This is a genomic window from Microbacterium sp. P5_B6 (genome assembly GCF_056400345.1).
Genome location: NZ_JBFULL010000004.1, coordinates 63729 through 79283, shown reverse-complemented (window position 1 = coordinate 79283; position 15555 = coordinate 63729). Strand labels below are relative to the sequence as shown.

Below are 15555 nucleotides of genomic sequence, written 5' to 3'. Positions count from 1 at the left end.
TCACTGCGGGAAGGCGAGCAGGTCGGCGTGATGGATGACGGCGTGCAGCTGACCCGCGGCGAGCTGTCGCCGGCGCGTCACGAGGTACTCCTCGCCCCATTCCGCGAGTGCCGGCCGCTGCTGGACTGCGGCACCGACCCAGCCTTCGAGCCACTCGGCGGCGAGTGCCCGGTCAGCGGCGCCGAGGCGCCACCCCGAACCGGCGACCCTGGTGGACCACCCCGCCCGCCGGAACGCTTCGACCGCCGAGGCCACGGCGTCGGGTCCGAGCAGGCGACGGCCGTCCTCGACCCGTCGCTGATGGTCGTTGAAGGCCGCCTGGAACACCCGGTCTCCGGGGTCCGCGGGTTCCATCCGGACCCGTCCGATGACGGACAGGCTGAAGAATGCAGGGGCCCCGGCCGCGACGCAGGCGGCGACGATCGCCTCGACCTCGTCCTGCGTGAGGACGTCGAGCAGCGCGGACGCGGTCACGAGCGATGCTCCGTCCAGGTGGTCCGGGCGCAGATGCTCGAAGTGCTCGACGCTGCTGGTCACCTGCACCCGATCACCCCGCCCGTCGATGCCGGGCCGGGATGCGGCGGCCTCGAGCAGGTCGGCGTTCCAGTCGTGGAGCACCCACGTCTGGCGCCCCGGCAGCAAGGGGGCGAGCCAGCGCATCATCGAGCCGGTTCCGCTGCCGAGGTCGTGCACGACGAGCGGCTCCTCCAGCCGGCGTCCCGCCGCGCGGGCGAGCCGCCGCGACCGCGAACGACCGTCGGCATCCTCCCGCAGCGCGAGCCAGTCGGTCGAAACCAGGATCACATCCGTCATGCCGCCACCTCCTCGAGTGCGTGGGCGACCGCAGCCGCCGTGTCATGCCAGTCGCGCCGGGCGGCTGCGCCGCGGCGCGCCGCCCGGGCGAGCTCGGAACGGAACGCCGCATCGTCGATCCAGCGCGCGAGGGCTGCGCCGAGGGCCACGGGGTCGTCCGGCGGCACCAGGATCGCTCCGCGACGGGACCCGACAGCCTCCGAGATACCGCCGACATCACTGGCGACCACAGGGATGCCGCGACCCAGCGCGTCCGCGACCGCGATGCCGTACGCCTCGACGCGAGACGGGGCGACGAGAAGGTCGGCATCGCGGTATGCCGCCTCCAGCGCCGGGCCCGTGAGCACGCCCGCCAATCGCACTCGGTCGCCGATCCCGGCTTCGTCCGCGCGACGGGCGACCTCATCCGCGAACCGGGACTCGCCGGTCTCGTGGTCGGTCGCGCCGGCGATCGTGCACGTCCAGTCGGGCCGGCCGTGCAGGTCGGCGAGCGCGCCGATCAGCACGTCCTGCCCTTTGTGCGGTGCGACGAGCCCGACGCAGAGGAGGGCACCCCCTCGTGCGGTGCCGTGCGCGGTGGGAGCGGCATCCGTTCCGGGCCTGGCGACACGGATGCGATCGGCCGCCGCGATTCCTCTCGACACCAGCTGCGAGCGGGTCCAGTCGCTGGTCGCGATGATGAGGCGGGCGGCGCTCAGAGCGCGGCGCTCCGCCTCGGCCACCGACGGATCGGCGTCGGGGAATGCCTCCGACACCATGTGCGCGAGCACGACCACGCGGAGGCGATCGCTCTCGGCGACGACGGCCTCTGCGGAGCGCCCGGCGACCAGTCCGTCGATCAGGACGAGTGCGTCGTCGTCGACCGCCGCCAGAGCCGACGCCGCGGCATCCGGCGCCGCTTCGTCCTGCTGCACCCGCCAGCCGAGCGCTGCGAGAGCGTCGCGCACGCGCATGTCGTAGACGTTGCCTCCGCTCACGCGGGAGGGTTCCTCGATGCCGTCGGGCACGATGAAGCGCAGGGTGCGGGTCGCCGGCGGGCGGGCCACCGAGCGGGCGTCGCGAACCGAGCCCGGGGCGCTCACAGCTCGACCTCGTACGACGCCCAGGCGATGTGCGACTCGTGCAGCGTGACGACGATGCCCGAGAGCGCCGCCTCTCCGAGCCCGCCGGCGCGCAGAGCCGCGACGAGCCGGTCGGCGATGACGCTGCAGAGCCGCTCGGTCGTCGTGTTGACGCCCCGGAAGTCGGGCTCGTCGTCGAGGTTGCGATACGACAGGCCCGACAGGATGCCGCGCAGGGCCTCGCTCGCGCGCCCGATGTCGACCACGACCCCGTCGGCGTCCAGCTCACGGGCGCGGAAGGTGGCGTCCACGACGAACGTCGCGCCGTGCAGCCGCTGGGCGGGACCGAACATCTCGCCCGTGAAGCTGTGGGCCACCATGATGTGGTCGCGCACCGTGAGGGAGTAGGTCATGCGTCGTCGCTCCAGTCGATCGTGTGGCACAGTCCCGGCGAGGATCCGTCTGCCACCGCGGCCATCGCCGCGGGCAGCTCGCGCCACGACGACTCCCCGGTGAGCAGGGCATCGAACGCGGGGTCGCGCAGCAGTTCGAGGGCGAGCCGCAGCCGGTCGGCGTTCGTGCGGGCGCCCCGACGGCGAGGCGCCACCATCCCCACCTGGCTGGAGCGGATCCGAAGCCGCCGCGAGTGGAACGCACCGCCCAGGCTGATCCGCACCTCGCGGTCCCCGAACCAGCTGGCCTCGATGATCTCGCCTTCGATCCTCGCGGAGTCGATCGCGAGCTGCAGCCCGGCATCCGATCCGCTGGTGTCGATGATGATGTCGCGTTCGCGTGGAGCATCGCCCGGGGATGCGAAGGGCACCCCGAGTCGTTCGCAGACCTCGGCCTTGGTGCTGTCGACGTCGACGACCGTGACATCGATGCCCGGGATGCCGGCCACCACGCGTGCGACGGAGCATCCGATCATGCCCGCCCCCACGACGGTGACACGGTCGCCGACCAGGGGCGCGGCATCCCACAGGATGTTGATCGCGGTCTCCACGGCGCCCGCCAGAACGGCCCGGCGCGCGGGAACCGCCGCGGGCACGACGGTCACGGCCGAGGCCGGCACCACGAATGCCGACTGGTGCGGGAACAGCGTGAACACCGTCGAGCCCTCGAGCTCGGCATCACCCGACTCGACCACGCCGACGTTGAGGTAGCCGTACTTGACCGGGGCGGGGAAGTCCCCCGCCTGGAAGGGCGCGCGCATGCGGTCGCGCTCGCCCTCGGGCACCTCACCCCGGTAGACCAGCGATTCCGTGCCGCGGCTGATGCCCGTGTAGAGCGTCCGCACGAGCACCTCGCCGGTCGCGGGCGCAGCCAGATCCTCGGTCCGGAGCCGGCCCGAGCCGGGATCCTCCACCCAGAACGACGTCGCCTGCCTCATTTCGATCCGATCCGCAAGTGAACTCCCTGATACCCGTGCACCGTGTAATCACTTGTATGCACGAGGGGAGAACGGTCGGAACGATGACGAAGGTTCAGTTCGCACCGATGATCGCGGTCGCCGGCGGCGTCGCGGTGCTCATCGTGGTGTCCGGGTATGGGCATCTGTCCCCTCTCGGGTGGTTCGCCGGCATGGCCTACCTTGTCGTGTCGAACGCGCTCCTCGCGAGGGGGTTGCGCCGCAGCGGGATGCCGCACTTCGGCTGGGCCAACGCGGTGACCGCCGCGCGATCGTCTCTCGTGGCAGGGGTGACGGCGCTCGTCGCGACCTCCTTCGTCGCCCCGATCCCCGTGCCGCTGCTCATCGGCCTGGCGATTCCCGCCCTGGCACTGGACGCGGTCGACGGCTGGGTCGCACGGCGCACCCACTCCGAAAGCGAACTGGGCGCGCGCTTCGACATGGAGGTCGACGCCTACGTGCTGCTCGTCCTCGGCGTCTACGTCGCGCAGGACGTGGGGTGGTGGGTCGTCCTCATCGGCGCGCTCCGGTACCTGTTCATCGCGGCCGGCTGGATGCTGCCCTGGATGCGCGCGACCCTCCCCCCTCGGTACTGGCGAAAGGTGGTCACGGCGTGTGCGGGCATCGCCCTGGTGGCAGCGGCATCCGGACTCTTCCCGGAGTGGGTGTCGTTCGCCGTCACCCTCACGGCTTTCGGGATGCTGCTCGAATCGTTCGGACGGGATGTGCTGTGGCTCGTGCGTGCCCGCCCCGCGAGAGCCGTCGCTGCGCCCGCCGAGGCGGAGCCGGTCTGAGCCTCGGGCTCCTCTGAGCCTCGGGAGACTAGACGTGCGCGAGCAGGTCCGAGGGGGTCGGTCCGACGGCCACCGACCGGTTGGAGCGCGCCCACTGGCTCCATGAGCCGGTGAAGATCGTCGCCTCCACGCCGATCTGCGTGAGCGCCAGGGCGGTGTGGGCAGAGCTGATCCCGGCACCGCAGTAGAGGGTGATGGGCAGGTGCGGGTCGACGCCGCGTGCCGCGAGGCTCGCCCGGATCTCCTGCGGCGAGGTGAGCGCCCCGTCGCGGGCGATGTGCGTCACGACCGGGATGTTCAATGCCCCGGGGATGTGGCCGGCGACCGGGTCGAGCGTTCCCGCGAGGCCGCGGTAGTGCTCGGGAGCGCGGACGTCGACGAGATAGCCGTCGACATGCGCCCGTGCCGCGTCGTCGATCGTCGCGATGCCGAGGTCGGCATCCCGGAGTGTGGCGTTGCCCGGTGCCGGCGCATGGTCCCCGCGCTCGAGCACGTTCCCCGCGCGGACCCAGGCGCGGATGCCGCCATCGAGCACCCGGATGTCCACCCCGCGCCGGCGCAGCAGCCACCACACGCGAGCCGCGGCGACGGAGTGGTTGTCGTCGTAGGCCACGACGAGATCGCCGTCGTCGACGCCCCAGCGGCGCAGCGCCCTCTCGAGGTCGTGCAGGGTCGGCAGCGGATAACGGCCCTCCTCGGGATATCCAGGTCGCGCGAGCTCCCGCTCGAGGTCGACATAGACGGCGTCCGGCAGATGGCCGTCGATGTACTCCGGCCGCCCCTCAGGCGCGTCGAGGCGCCAGCGCACGTCGAGCAGGCGCACGCGCCGGCCCGAGTCGCGAGCGGAGACGAGCTCGCCGGGGGTGATCAAGTGGGGCATATCACGATTGTCGGGGCGTGCGCGGGTGGGCTGCATCCGGCCTCGAAACATGCCGCAACCTGACGGCGGATCCTTGCGTCGTGTTACCTCGTGCGACGCATCTTTACCCCGTGTGAGCGGTCCCCCGACGCCGTGTGCGGCGCCGCCCTAGCGTGAACGGACGTCGGCCCGATCGGCCGCGACCACGACCTGAGGGATCGCCATGACCACCACCGCAGATGACCGCATCCGCACCGTTGAGCCGCCGCTCGCCGACGGCCTCCCGACCGGCGCGGCAGGCGCGGCAGGCGCGCTGTCGAGCGGAAGCGACCGGGTCGACCTCGGATCGTTCCCCGTCGTGCACACGCGCCACTGGTTCCGCTGGACGCTCGGCGCCATCGTGCTGTTCCTCGTCGCGCAGTTCGTCTGGTCGGTGATCACGAACGCCAACTACGAGTGGGACGTCTTCGCGCACTACTTCTTCGCTGAGCCGGTGCTGATCGGCATCGGCTACACGCTGTCGCTCACCGCCATCTCGGCGATCATCGGCTTCACCCTCGGCACGGTGATCGCGCTCGGGCGCCTCTCGAAGTCGCCGCTCCTCCGATCCGCCTCGTGGTCGTACATCTGGTTCTTCCGCTCCGTGCCACTCGTGGTGCAGATCATCGTCTGGTACAACCTCGGCTACCTCTACCCCACGTTGGGTCTCGGCACCCCCTTCACGACCGACTTCTGGATCGTCGAGTTCCCGACCGTCAACCTGATCAGCGCCTTCGCTGCGGCGATCCTGGGTCTCGGCCTCCACCAGGCCGCCTATTCGGCCGAGATCATCCGCGGCGGGCTGCTGTCGGTCGACCAGGGGCAGTCCGAAGCGGCCGCAGCCCTCGGCATCCCTTCGCACAAGCGCCTGTTCCGCATCATCCTCCCGCAGGCGATGCGCTCCATCGTCCCGAACGCGACCAACGAGATCATCGGGCTCGTGAAGGGCGCATCCGTCGTCTTCGTCATCGCGATCCCCGAGGTCTTCTACGCCGTCCAGGTGATCTACAACCGCAACAGCCGCGTGATCCCGCTGCTGCTCGTGGCGGTGGTCTGGTACACCCTCATCACCACGATCCTGAGCATCGGCCAGTACTACATCGAGCGGCACTACGCCCGCGGGTCGGTGCGGGTGCTGCCTCCCACCCCCTTCCAGCGCTTCCGCGGCTGGGCTTCGGTGCAGTGGGCGCGCCTCGGCGACGACACCCCCTCGGCACCCGGTCCTGCCGCTGACAGCGCCTCTGCCCTCACTTTCCCTGCAACGACGGATGCCGGCATCCGTACTCCCGAGGAGAACCGATGAGCACCATCACCCCGGCCGCCGGCCCTGCCGCGAGCCCTGCTTCGAGCCCTGCCGTCACGCGTGGCCTGGTCGAGATCCACAACGTGCACAAGAGCTACGGCGGTCTCGAGGTCCTGTCCGGCATCGACCTCACCGTGCAGCCGGGCGAGGTCGTCGCGATCCTCGGACCCAGCGGCTCGGGCAAGTCGACGCTGCTGCGCACGATCAACCACCTCGAGTCCGTCGACCGCGGCTCGGTCACGCTCGACGGCCAGTTCATCGGCTACGAGCGCCGGGGCGAGAAGCTCTACGAGCTGCGCGAGAAGGAGATCCTGAAGCGGCGCACGCAGGTGGGCATCGTCTTCCAGAACTTCAACCTGTTCCCGCACCTGACCGCGATCGAGAACATCATCGAGGCCCCGGTCGCGACCGGCATTCTCCAGAAGGATGCCGCGCGCGACCTCGCAACGAGCCTGCTCGAGCGGGTGGGGCTGGCCGACAAGTCCGACCACTACCCGCGCCAGCTCTCGGGCGGACAGCAGCAGCGCGTCGCGATCGCTCGCGCGCTCGCCCTCAGCCCCAAGGTCCTGCTCTTCGATGAGCCGACGAGCGCGCTGGACCCGGAGCTGGTGGGCGAGGTGCTCGACGTCATCCGCGACCTCGCGCGCAGCGGCACGACGCTCCTCATCGTCACGCACGAGATCGGCTTCGCCCGTGAAGTGGCCGACCGGATCGTGTTCGTCGACGGCGGTCGGATCCTCGAAGTCGGACCGCCCGAGCAGGTCCTGATCAACCCGGAGCACCCGCGCACGCGGGAGTTCCTCGCCAAAGTCCTGGCCTGAGCACCGCTCCGGCACGAGGCATCCCGAAAGAAGAGAGACACAGCATCATGGCCAGCATCAGCAAGAAGCAGGGAATCGCGATCGGGGCAGGCGCGATCGCGCTCGTCGCCATCGTCGGAGGTGTGTTCACCGCCGTCAGCATCAACAACGGCAACCAGCCGCGTGGCGATGCGGCTGCCGCCGCCGAGCCCGCGGCTGAGTCAGCCAACACGGCGACCGATGAGATCACGTGGTTCCACATCGATCCGGTGCCCGAGGCTGTCGATGCCCTCGCAGCGAGCGGCTTCACGCCGGCGCAGGCCGGCAAGCTCACCGTCGCGATCGGCGCCTTCGTGCCGCCGCTGAGCTACCAACCGGAGGGCACCTCTGCCCCCACCGACGTGGCCGGCACCGAGCCGAACCTCGGTTCGCTCATCGCCGAGGGCCTCGGGCTCGAGTACAACCCGCAGGTCGTCGCGTGGGCGGACTGGCCGCTCGGCATCCAGTCCGGCAAGTACGACCTCATCACGTCCAACGTCACGGTCACCGAAGAGCGCAAGGAGCTGTACGACTTCGCGAGCTACCGGAAGGATCTGCTCGGCTTCTACGTGAAGTCAGACAGCAAGATCGACTCCATCACCGAAGCGGCAGACATCTCGGGCCTGAAGATCGTCGTCGGCTCGGGCACCAACCAGGAGCAGGTGCTGCTGGCGTGGAACAAGGAGCTCGAAGACGCCGGCAAGGCCCCGGCCGAGCTGCAGTACTACGACGACAACGCCGCCGCGACGCTGGCGCTGCAGTCGGGACGCGTCGACGCCACCTTCGGCCCGAACGCGACGTCGGCCTGGTCGGCGCTCGAGACGGGCGAGACGAAGCTCGTCGGCATCGTGTCGGGAGGGTGGCCCCTCACGGCCGACATCGCGGCCGGCACCAAGAAGGGCAACGGCCTGATCGAGCCGGTCTCGATCGTCCTCAACTCGATCATCGAGGACGGCACGTACACCGAGCTGCTCGAGTTCTGGGGGCTCGACTCCGAGGCGCTCGACGCGTCGGAGGTCAACCCGGCGGGTCTTCCCAAGTCCTGACGATGCCCCGGCGCGGGCGGAGCCTCCCCAGGTTCCGCCCGCTGTCGTTCCCGTTCCCTCACGTCCCCCGAGGAGCCTCCGATGACCACGACACCCCTCTCGGTGCTCGACCTCTCGCCCTTCGGTGAGGGCCAGACGCCGGCTGACGGACTTCGCGCCAGCATCGCGCTCGCGCGTCGCGCCGAAGAGCTCGGCTTCAGCCGCTACTGGCTCGCCGAGCACCACCTGAACCCGGGCGTTGCGGGCGCCGCGCCGCACGTCCTGCTGGCGGCGATCGCTGCGGCCACCTCGGAGATCCGCATCGGGACCGCGGCGACGATCATCGGCAACTACTCTCCCCTGCAGGTCGTCGAGGCGGCCGGCGTGGTGGCGGCGCTGCATCCCGGACGGTTCGATCTCGGCATCGGGCGGTCGGGATCGACGGGCGTCGCCGCTGGCCCCCCTCGCCCGCCGGTGCGCGACGAGCGCATCGTCGATGGCCTCCTGCTTCCCGCCACGCACACCTTCTCCCCCGACCCCGCCCGCTTCATCGCGCAGGCCCGGCTCCTCGGTCGGACGGCGGGTGACGCCGACCGCTTCGAGCAGGATGTGCTCGACATCCTCGCGCTGATCGACGGCACGTACGTCGCCCCGGAAGGCGTCCCTGTTCACGCGACGCCCGCCGAAGGGCAGGACATCCAGGTCTGGCTGCACGGTAGCACCGCCGGACCCAGCGCTGAGCTCGCCGGGCGCCTCGGACTGCCGTTCGGCGCGAACTACCATGTCGCTCCCACCTTCGTGCTCGAGGCCGTCGAGGCGTACCGCGCGGCCTTCCGGCCCGGTGTGCTGGACGAGCCCTACGTGATCGTCTCGGTCGATGTCCTCGCGGCTGATTCGAGCGACGAGGCGATTCGACTCGCGGCGGGCTACCCTCGCTGGGTGCACAGCATCCGCGCCGGTCAGGGCGCCCTCCCCTTCCCCAGCCCCGAGCGCGCGCTCGCGAACCCCCTCGATCACGCAGCCCTCGAGGTCGTGCGCGATCGTGTCGCGACGCAGATCACGGGCAGCGCTGACGCCGTCGCGGACCGCCTGGAGACGGTCCGCCGAGTGACCGGAGCCGACGAACTGCTCATCACGAGCATCACGCACGATCCGGCGGACCGGGAGCGATCGTACGAACTGCTGGCTAAGGCGTGGGGGCTCGAGGCGCGGAGCGCGGTCGGTGTCGGCGGCGTTGGTGCCGGGTTTGGTGGGAACGTGGCGGGTGACGCGCCCGCAGAGGCCGGAGCGCTGGCGAAGTCTGGAGCGTCGGCGGAGTCTGGGGCGCTGGCGAAGTCCGGAGCGCCGGCGGAGTCTGCAGAGAACGCAGAGTCGGGTCTCGGGACCCAGGCGGTCTTCGCATGACCGCCACTGCCCAGCCCGCCGAAAGCGCCACCCTCACGATCCGCCTCGTGCGGCCTGAGGAGCATGAAGAGGCGGGCCGCGTCACCGCCGACGCGTATTCCGCGAGCTACGGCGACCTTTCCGAGTCATACCTGGAGTCCCTTCGCGATGTGGCGGGCCGGGTCAACGATGGAGACGTGTGGGTGGCCGTCGACTCGGATGACACGATCCTCGGCACGGTCTGGGTCGCACCCGCGGGGCGCCCACTGTCCCCCGTCGCCGAACCTGGAGAGACCGACTTCCGGCAGCTCGCAGTCGCACCGGCGGGCCGGGGGCGCGGCATCGGCGAGGCACTCACCCGACACGTGATCGAGCTCGCAAGGGAACGGGGATCGCACCGCGTCGTCATGAACAGCGGACCTCAGATGCTCGGCGCTCACGCGCTCTACGCGAAGATCGGCTTCCGTCGCCTCCCCGACCGCGAGAAGCGCATCGAGGTGGAGCCGGACCGGTGGATCGACCTGCTGACCTTCGGTCTCGACATCTCCTGACGTCCTGCTCCGAACATCCCTTTGAGCGCCCCGACATCGCGCGCAATTGCGAGGAGATCTGCGATTCCGAGGGTCGTTTCCGCCGAATTCCTCCTCGGAATCGCAGATCCCCTCGGGTCTGCGCGGCCGCACCGACGAAGAGGCCGCGACCCAGGGCACCCGGTGTCTTGCTTCCTGCTCCGAACATCCCTTGAGGGCCCCGACATCGCGCGCAATTGCGAGGAGATCTGCGATTCCGAGGGTCGTTTCCGCCGAATTCCTCCTCGGAATCGCAGATCCCCTCGGGTCTGCGCGGGCGCGCGCCGACGAACCTCAGCGCGCCTCCTCCACGAGGTCCGCGAGGATTCGCCCGATCACGGGAGCGAACTTGAAGCCGTGTCCGGAGAACCCTGCTCCCACGGCCACGGGTCCGACGCGCTCGAGGAAGAACGCCGAGTCGGGCGTCGACGTGTACGTGCAGGTGATCTCGCGCATGGTCGAGGAATCCACTCCCGGAAGCCACTCGTCGGCGTACCGCCGGATCAGCGCTGACAGGACGGGGTCTGGTTCGTAGGTGCGGCGATCGGGATGCGTCTCGGGCCCCACGCCGTGCCACCCCGCCTTGATGCCCTCGCCGGGCGACCCCATGCCATACACACCGCTGCGGAACCAGGCGGTCGCCGGGTCGTCGAGGGACGGCGCGTGGTTGAAGCCGGGCCACTCCTCGATGCCGTCGAGAGGGGCGAAGAAGGCCGGCTGCTCCTGCGTCACGCGCAGCGGCGGCAATCCAAATCCAGCAACCTGCGAGGACGCACCCAAGACCGAAAGGATGTCGCGCGTCCACGCTCCGGAGGTCACCACCGCTCGCCGTGCCCGAATCACGCCCTCGCCGCCGCCTTGGTCCCGCACCCGCACCTCGACGGCGTCATCACCGACCGTTCCGCCGACCACAGCCGTCTGCTGCACGACCCGCGCTCCCCGCGCCTCGGCGGCAGCCGCGAACCCCGCGACGGCACGATCGGCGTGGAGTCGCCCGGCTTGCGGCGTGTGCAGCACCTGGCCCGCGAAGCGGAACCCCGGCCAGCGCGACGACGCCTCGGCCGGGTCGAGGAGTTCGGTGTCGAAGCCCCCGACCGACACGGCGGCCGCGACCTGTGCGAAGTCGCGGCCCGGGCCGTGGTTCACGATCCCGGTCGCCGTGAGGACGCCCTCGCCGATCTCGGCCTCGAGCTCGCGCCAGAGCACCGAGGCCTCGCGCAGCCAGCCCAAGTGCCGCTCGTCCTCGTAGCTGAGATTGAAGTTGCGGGAAGCGCCGTGCGAGGCGCCGTGCCTGTGCCCGATCGAGAAGCGCTCCACCAGCACCACATCGACCCCGCGGCGAGCCAGCTGCCACGCTGTCGCGGCGCCCATGACGCCCGCACCGATGACGACGGCCTCGGCGTCGAGCGAAAGAGCCTCGCTCACGCCACGACGTTCTTCTCGAAGCAGTTCGAGAACGTGATCGCGAGGTACGGCGGATAGATCGGAATCGGGGTGTAGCCGATCCTCTCGTAGAGCCCGACGGCCTCGGGCTGCCTGTCCCCCGTCTGCAGGATGAGACGTCCGACCCCGGCAACGGCCGCGATGTGCTCCAGCTCCGCCATCAAGGCGCGGCTCAGCCCCGTTCCCCGCGCCTCCGGTGCGACGTAGACGCGCTTCACCTCGAGCGAGCCGGCGTACGGCGATCCAGAGAGCACCTCGCCGAGATCCCGGAGCGCCGCGTGTCCGACCGCCCTGCCCTCGGCATCCGATGCAACGACGGTCGCGGTGATCGTGTGCGGGTCGATGGCGAGAGCCGCTCCCAGACGCTCTGCCTCCTCGTCGCTGATCCCCTCGAGCTTGTCGTGGTAGCGAGGGCCGATCTCGGCATCCATCGCCGCACGAAGCGCAATCGCGCGGGAGTCGTCCCACGCCACGGTCTCGATGGTCCACACGGCAGTCGTCTCTGGCACCGCGCCATTCTCGCCTGCCTGCACCCCGGGCACCGCGTCGGCGGCAACACCCCGTAACGCGACCGCCGCCCGGCGAAGCGACGGATCGAACGCGATGAGCGCCGAGATCGCGACTCCCGCCGCGCACAGCGCGAGGGCGCTCTGCAGCGATTCCGCGGTCGGCGCTCCGGCAGCGCCGAGCAGGATCCCCGACGCGAGAGCCACGACATACGTGGCCGACAGCCTCTGCGTCAGCTGCAAGAAGGATGCCGCAACCCCGTGCAGCGCGGGCGTCGCGTGCGAGAGCGTCACGGTCCGCAACGGCGGCTCGACCAGACCTCCCGCGATCCCGAGGACGAAGTTGACGACGGCCACCACCACGAGCAGCCCAGCAGTGCTGAGAACGGTGACGGATGCGGCGAGCCCGGCCGTCAGCACGGCCTCGGTCGCGAGACCCCCGATGAGCACCGCGATCCCCCACCGAGCGAAGAGCTGCCGGCTCACGAGTGAGACGGCGAGACGTCCCAGTGCCCCCGGAACGAAGACGGCGGCGATCACGATCGCGGGCGCGCCGGTCGTCTGCAGAAGGTAGAGCGTCAGCACGCTGCCCTGAGCGAGCAGCGCCCCGAACCACAGCAGGGCGACGAGGTTGCCCGCGACGAACCCGCGCGAGCGCACGAGCACCGGCGTGAAGAGCGCCAGCTTCCCCCGGCGCACATACGCGCGCTCCCACATGATCAAGAAGACCAGCAGGATTCCGGATGCTGCGAGCACGACGAGCTGCGGAGCCCCCTGCATGCCCGGCTCGATCACCGGGAGCATCAGGAGCACGACGATCGCGCCGAGGATCGCGATGCCGGGGAGGTCGAGAGTCACTCGCGGGCGGCTCACATCTGTGCGCGGGAGCCCGCGGAGGGCGAGCACGATCGCGAAGCCGGTGAGCGGCAGCGGCGCGAGCAGGATCAGCCGCCACGCGGCGTCGGCCGGGGCGAGGGTCAGCACGAGGCCGGCGACGAGCGGTCCGGTCAGTCCCGCGACGGCACCCGCGGCCGTGTAGGCGACGAACGCGCGGATGCGCGCGGCGCCGTGGTAGAGATCCTGGATCACCCCGAGCACCTGGGCGCTCACGAAGCCGGCCCCCAGGCCCTGCACGAATCTGCCCGCGATGACCGCGCCGATGACGGGGCCGCCCGCCGACAGCAGCCCCCCGATCAGGAACACCGTCAGACCGGCGACGAACAGACGCCTTCGCCCGAACGCGTCACCGAGCCTGCCCGCGGGAACGAGTCCGAGACCGAACGTCAGCGAGAAGGATGCCAGGAACCACTGCAGCGAGGCGGTCGAGGCATCCATGCTGGCGGCCAGCGAGGGAGCCGTGTACGCGACGGTCGTCGCGTCGAAGAGCGTCGCGAAGCCGGCGCCCAGGCACGACCACAATGCGGCGGCCGAGGCGCGGGAGGAGAGGACCGCCTCGGCGGCATTCGAGGGCAGGGCAGGTCCGGGCGCCTCGGCCGGAGACGTGCCGGGCGATCCGGCCGCCGGCTCCGCGGCCCGCCCGACCGCAGAGTCAGCGAGCCGTGTCACGCCGAGACGACCTCGCGCACCGGAGAGTCCTGTTCGCTCCACAGCGTGGTCGGCAGCTCCCGCCGGAGCACCGGTGCCACCTCGACGGCGAAACGCTCGAGGATCTCGAGCTGCTGCGCGAACGGCACCGTCGTGGGAAGGCTGACCGACTGCAGGGAGTGGCCGAACCTCGCGTGGAACGCGGCGATCTTGTCGATGACCTGCTGCGCCGTTCCGACGAGGACCGGGCCCTCTGCGACGGCGTGATGGATGTCGCGGTACAAGGTGTTGTTGCCGGGCACATTCGTCGCCGCCACGATCGCGTCGTACACAGGGCCGTACTGGCGGATCGCCTCCTGGGTGGTGTCGGCGATGAACAGCGCGCCCGCGCCGGCCGCGACGTAGTCCCGGCCCGGCTCGTGGCCATGCCGCGCATACTCCGACCGGTAGTGGTCGACGAGCACGCCGTAGTTCTCGAGCGGCTGCAGCGCGTTCGCGCTGAACAGCGGGTCGCCCCAGCGCGCGGCGAGCGCGGCCGAGAAGAGGGTGGTGGCCGAGCCGTGCCACACCCTCGGGGAGCCCGCGTACGGTCGCGGAAGAGTCGTCACATCCGACAGCGGACGGGTGAACTCACCACCTGCCCAGTCGACGCCTTCCGAGTCCCAGAGTGCCCGCAGCACCGCGTACTTTTCAGCGAGGAGCTCCCACTGGTCGTCGATCTCGTAGCCGAACAGCGGGAACTGCGCGACCTCGTTGCCTTTGCCGATCGTGATTTCGAGCCGGCCTCTGGACAGCTGGTCGATGGTCGCGTAGTCCTCGGCCACCCGCACCGGGTCGAGCACCGGCAGCACGGTCACGCCCGAGTTGAGTCGTACGCGACTCGTGCGCGCCGCGATCGCGGCGAGCACCACGGTGGGCGACGACGACAGGAACGGGCCTGCATGACGTTCTCCGACGGCGACCGCGTCGAAGCCGAGCTCCTCGGCCCGGACGGCGGCCTCGAGCGTCTGCTCCAGCCGGTCAGCGGGCGAAACCTGGTGCCCGGTGATCGGGTCCGCCCGATACGGGATGATGTCGAGCAGCTGGAACTTCACGCAGGAGCCCCGACCGCAGGAGCCCCGAGCGCAGCATCCGCCCGCACCCGTGCCAGCGGCTTCTTCTCGCCCGCCTCGATGCCCAGCGGAAGGTGGTTTCCGGCGGGGGGCAGCGGACAGGTCGCGAAGTCCGTGTAGGCGCACGGCAGGTTGACGGCGCGGTTGAAGTCGAGCACCGTCCAGCCGTCCTCGCCGGGGGCGGGCACCGACAGGCTGCGGTTCGCCGCATAGGTCGTCAGGCCGCTCGTCGCGTCGGTGAACAGCACGAGCAGGTCGCCGTCGCCGTGACCGGGGAAGGCCACGAGCCGGAAATCCTCGCCCTGCAGCGTGAACTCGAGCTCCCCGGGGGCGCCGTAGACGTGCGTCAGCCCGTCGACCGCGGCGCCCACCTCCGTGGAGCGGGGAGCGTCGTACGCGAGGTAGCGGGCGCGCACCTGCCACCGCGGGTTCGGCAGGTAGGTGGGCGTGCCGCCGTAGGTCGCGAGGAACGGATGATCGGCCCGGCGGGGACGAAGGATGTCGTGACCGCCGCGCTTGGCGACCTCGATGACTCCCCCCTCGAAGCCGACCGTCAATCCGCCGCGCTCGGGGATGACGCCGAAGGCGTGGCGGCCGGTGACCGTCTGCCCGGCCACGACGAGCGACTCGCCGGTGGCGAGGTCGACCAGGGGACCTTCCTCGCCTGTCGACCAGACGCCCGGAAGACCCTCCACGGCCGACGGCTCCGAGGAGAGCCAGTGCAGTCCGGTGATGGCGAGGAAGCCGTGCGGGTCAGCGCGGCGCGCCTCGTGTCCGCGGTGCCAGTTCTCCCAGTCCCGTCCGAACTGGGCGCGGTCCACGGTGGGTTCAGCGGTGATCGTCATGTCTTCGTCTC

The 15555-nt window shown here is 70.6% G+C and carries 15 protein-coding genes; 6 read left to right on the top strand and 9 right to left on the bottom strand.

Features of this window, described 5'->3' with window-relative positions; translation table 11 throughout:
* Genes AC1DP3_RS06990 through AC1DP3_RS06975 form a run of 4 tightly spaced genes read right to left on the bottom strand, consistent with a single transcriptional unit; the run spans position 1 to position 3264 of the window.
* Positions 1-813, bottom strand: coding sequence for an SAM-dependent methyltransferase (locus tag AC1DP3_RS06990; protein WP_477292430.1), 813 nt, complete (start codon positions 811-813; stop codon positions 1-3).
* The gene (locus AC1DP3_RS06985) at positions 810-1895 is read right to left on the bottom strand and encodes a glycosyltransferase family 4 protein (protein ID WP_477292429.1); all 1086 of its coding nucleotides are present in this window, start codon (positions 1893-1895) and stop codon (positions 810-812) included. Before AC1DP3_RS06985 ends, AC1DP3_RS06990 begins: the two co-directional genes overlap by 4 nt.
* The gene (locus tag AC1DP3_RS06980) at positions 1892-2287 is read right to left on the bottom strand and encodes a 6-pyruvoyl trahydropterin synthase family protein (RefSeq protein WP_477292428.1); all 396 of its coding nucleotides are present in this window, start codon (positions 2285-2287) and stop codon (positions 1892-1894) included. Before AC1DP3_RS06980 ends, AC1DP3_RS06985 begins: the two co-directional genes overlap by 4 nt.
* Entirely contained in the window at positions 2284-3264 is a 981-nt protein-coding gene (locus tag AC1DP3_RS06975) for a zinc-dependent alcohol dehydrogenase (protein ID WP_477292427.1), read from the bottom strand. The genes AC1DP3_RS06980 and AC1DP3_RS06975 overlap by 4 nt, the downstream gene beginning before the upstream one ends.
* A gap of 83 nt (positions 3265-3347) precedes the next feature.
* Between AC1DP3_RS06975 and AC1DP3_RS06970 the strand changes: the two genes are divergently transcribed.
* Complete coding sequence (locus AC1DP3_RS06970) at positions 3348-4076, top strand: CDP-alcohol phosphatidyltransferase family protein (RefSeq protein WP_477292426.1); 729 nt, start codon at positions 3348-3350, stop codon at positions 4074-4076.
* A 28-nt stretch (positions 4077-4104) separates the two neighbouring features.
* On the opposite strand, the gene AC1DP3_RS06965 is transcribed toward AC1DP3_RS06970, so the two are convergent.
* Positions 4105-4956: a sulfurtransferase gene (locus AC1DP3_RS06965; RefSeq protein ID WP_477292425.1), complete on the bottom strand. Its 852-nt coding sequence runs from the start codon at positions 4954-4956 to the stop codon at positions 4105-4107.
* Between the two features lie 202 nt (positions 4957-5158).
* Between AC1DP3_RS06965 and AC1DP3_RS06960 the strand changes: the two genes are divergently transcribed.
* From AC1DP3_RS06960 to AC1DP3_RS06940, 5 genes are all read left to right on the top strand, one after another.
* Entirely contained in the window at positions 5159-6277 is a 1119-nt protein-coding gene (locus AC1DP3_RS06960; protein ID WP_477292424.1) for an amino acid ABC transporter permease, read from the top strand.
* Positions 6274-7098 carry an amino acid ABC transporter ATP-binding protein gene (locus AC1DP3_RS06955; protein ID WP_477292423.1) on the top strand — a complete coding sequence of 275 codons (825 nt, stop codon included), beginning with the start codon at positions 6274-6276 and terminating at the stop codon, positions 7096-7098. The genes AC1DP3_RS06960 and AC1DP3_RS06955 overlap by 4 nt, the downstream gene beginning before the upstream one ends.
* A 47-nt stretch (positions 7099-7145) precedes the next feature.
* On the top strand, positions 7146-8162 hold the full coding sequence (locus AC1DP3_RS06950; RefSeq protein ID WP_477292422.1) for an ABC transporter substrate-binding protein: 1017 nt from the start codon (positions 7146-7148) through the stop codon (positions 8160-8162).
* 81 nt (positions 8163-8243) lie between these two features.
* Positions 8244-9545 carry an LLM class flavin-dependent oxidoreductase gene (locus AC1DP3_RS06945; RefSeq protein ID WP_477292421.1) on the top strand — a complete coding sequence of 434 codons (1302 nt, stop codon included), beginning with the start codon at positions 8244-8246 and terminating at the stop codon, positions 9543-9545.
* Entirely contained in the window at positions 9542-10075 is a 534-nt protein-coding gene (locus tag AC1DP3_RS06940) for a GNAT family N-acetyltransferase (protein ID WP_477292420.1), read from the top strand. The genes AC1DP3_RS06945 and AC1DP3_RS06940 overlap by 4 nt, the downstream gene beginning before the upstream one ends.
* Positions 10076-10387: 312 nt before the next feature.
* Here the strand turns inward: AC1DP3_RS06940 and AC1DP3_RS06935 are convergent, their stop codons facing one another.
* From AC1DP3_RS06935 to AC1DP3_RS06920, 4 genes are read right to left on the bottom strand one after another with little or no spacing between them, the layout of a single operon-like run.
* Positions 10388-11518, bottom strand: coding sequence for an FAD-dependent oxidoreductase (locus AC1DP3_RS06935; RefSeq protein WP_477292419.1), 1131 nt, complete (start codon positions 11516-11518; stop codon positions 10388-10390).
* The gene (locus AC1DP3_RS06930) at positions 11515-13608 is read right to left on the bottom strand and encodes an MFS transporter (protein WP_477292418.1); all 2094 of its coding nucleotides are present in this window, start codon (positions 13606-13608) and stop codon (positions 11515-11517) included. Before AC1DP3_RS06930 ends, AC1DP3_RS06935 begins: the two co-directional genes overlap by 4 nt.
* The gene (locus tag AC1DP3_RS06925) at positions 13605-14681 is read right to left on the bottom strand and encodes an LLM class flavin-dependent oxidoreductase (protein ID WP_477292417.1); all 1077 of its coding nucleotides are present in this window, start codon (positions 14679-14681) and stop codon (positions 13605-13607) included. The genes AC1DP3_RS06930 and AC1DP3_RS06925 overlap by 4 nt, the downstream gene beginning before the upstream one ends.
* Positions 14678-15544 carry a DUF1684 domain-containing protein gene (locus tag AC1DP3_RS06920; RefSeq protein WP_477292416.1) on the bottom strand — a complete coding sequence of 289 codons (867 nt, stop codon included), beginning with the start codon at positions 15542-15544 and terminating at the stop codon, positions 14678-14680. Before AC1DP3_RS06920 ends, AC1DP3_RS06925 begins: the two co-directional genes overlap by 4 nt.
* Positions 15545-15555: the final 11 nt, after the last annotated feature.

Excerpts from the sequence above, each read along its gene's own strand:
- AC1DP3_RS06960 (WP_477292424.1), top strand. The coding sequence starts at position 5,159 with ATGACCACCACCGCAGATGACCGCATCCGCACCGTTGAGCCGCCGCTC.
- AC1DP3_RS06980 (WP_477292428.1), bottom strand. The coding sequence starts at position 2,287 with ATGACCTACTCCCTCACGGTGCGCGACCACATCATGGTGGCCCACAGC.
- AC1DP3_RS06950 (WP_477292422.1), top strand. The coding sequence starts at position 7,146 with ATGGCCAGCATCAGCAAGAAGCAGGGAATCGCGATCGGGGCAGGCGCG.
- AC1DP3_RS06940 (WP_477292420.1), top strand. The coding sequence starts at position 9,542 with ATGACCGCCACTGCCCAGCCCGCCGAAAGCGCCACCCTCACGATCCGC.
- AC1DP3_RS06955 (WP_477292423.1), top strand. The coding sequence starts at position 6,274 with ATGAGCACCATCACCCCGGCCGCCGGCCCTGCCGCGAGCCCTGCTTCG.
- AC1DP3_RS06975 (WP_477292427.1), bottom strand. The coding sequence starts at position 3,264 with ATGAGGCAGGCGACGTCGTTCTGGGTGGAGGATCCCGGCTCGGGCCGG.
- AC1DP3_RS06970 (WP_477292426.1), top strand. The coding sequence starts at position 3,348 with ATGACGAAGGTTCAGTTCGCACCGATGATCGCGGTCGCCGGCGGCGTC.
- AC1DP3_RS06965 (WP_477292425.1), bottom strand. The coding sequence starts at position 4,956 with ATGCCCCACTTGATCACCCCCGGCGAGCTCGTCTCCGCTCGCGACTCG.
- AC1DP3_RS06945 (WP_477292421.1), top strand. The coding sequence starts at position 8,244 with ATGACCACGACACCCCTCTCGGTGCTCGACCTCTCGCCCTTCGGTGAG.
- AC1DP3_RS06990 (WP_477292430.1), bottom strand. The coding sequence starts at position 813 with ATGACGGATGTGATCCTGGTTTCGACCGACTGGCTCGCGCTGCGGGAG.
- AC1DP3_RS06920 (WP_477292416.1), bottom strand. The coding sequence starts at position 15,544 with ATGACGATCACCGCTGAACCCACCGTGGACCGCGCCCAGTTCGGACGG.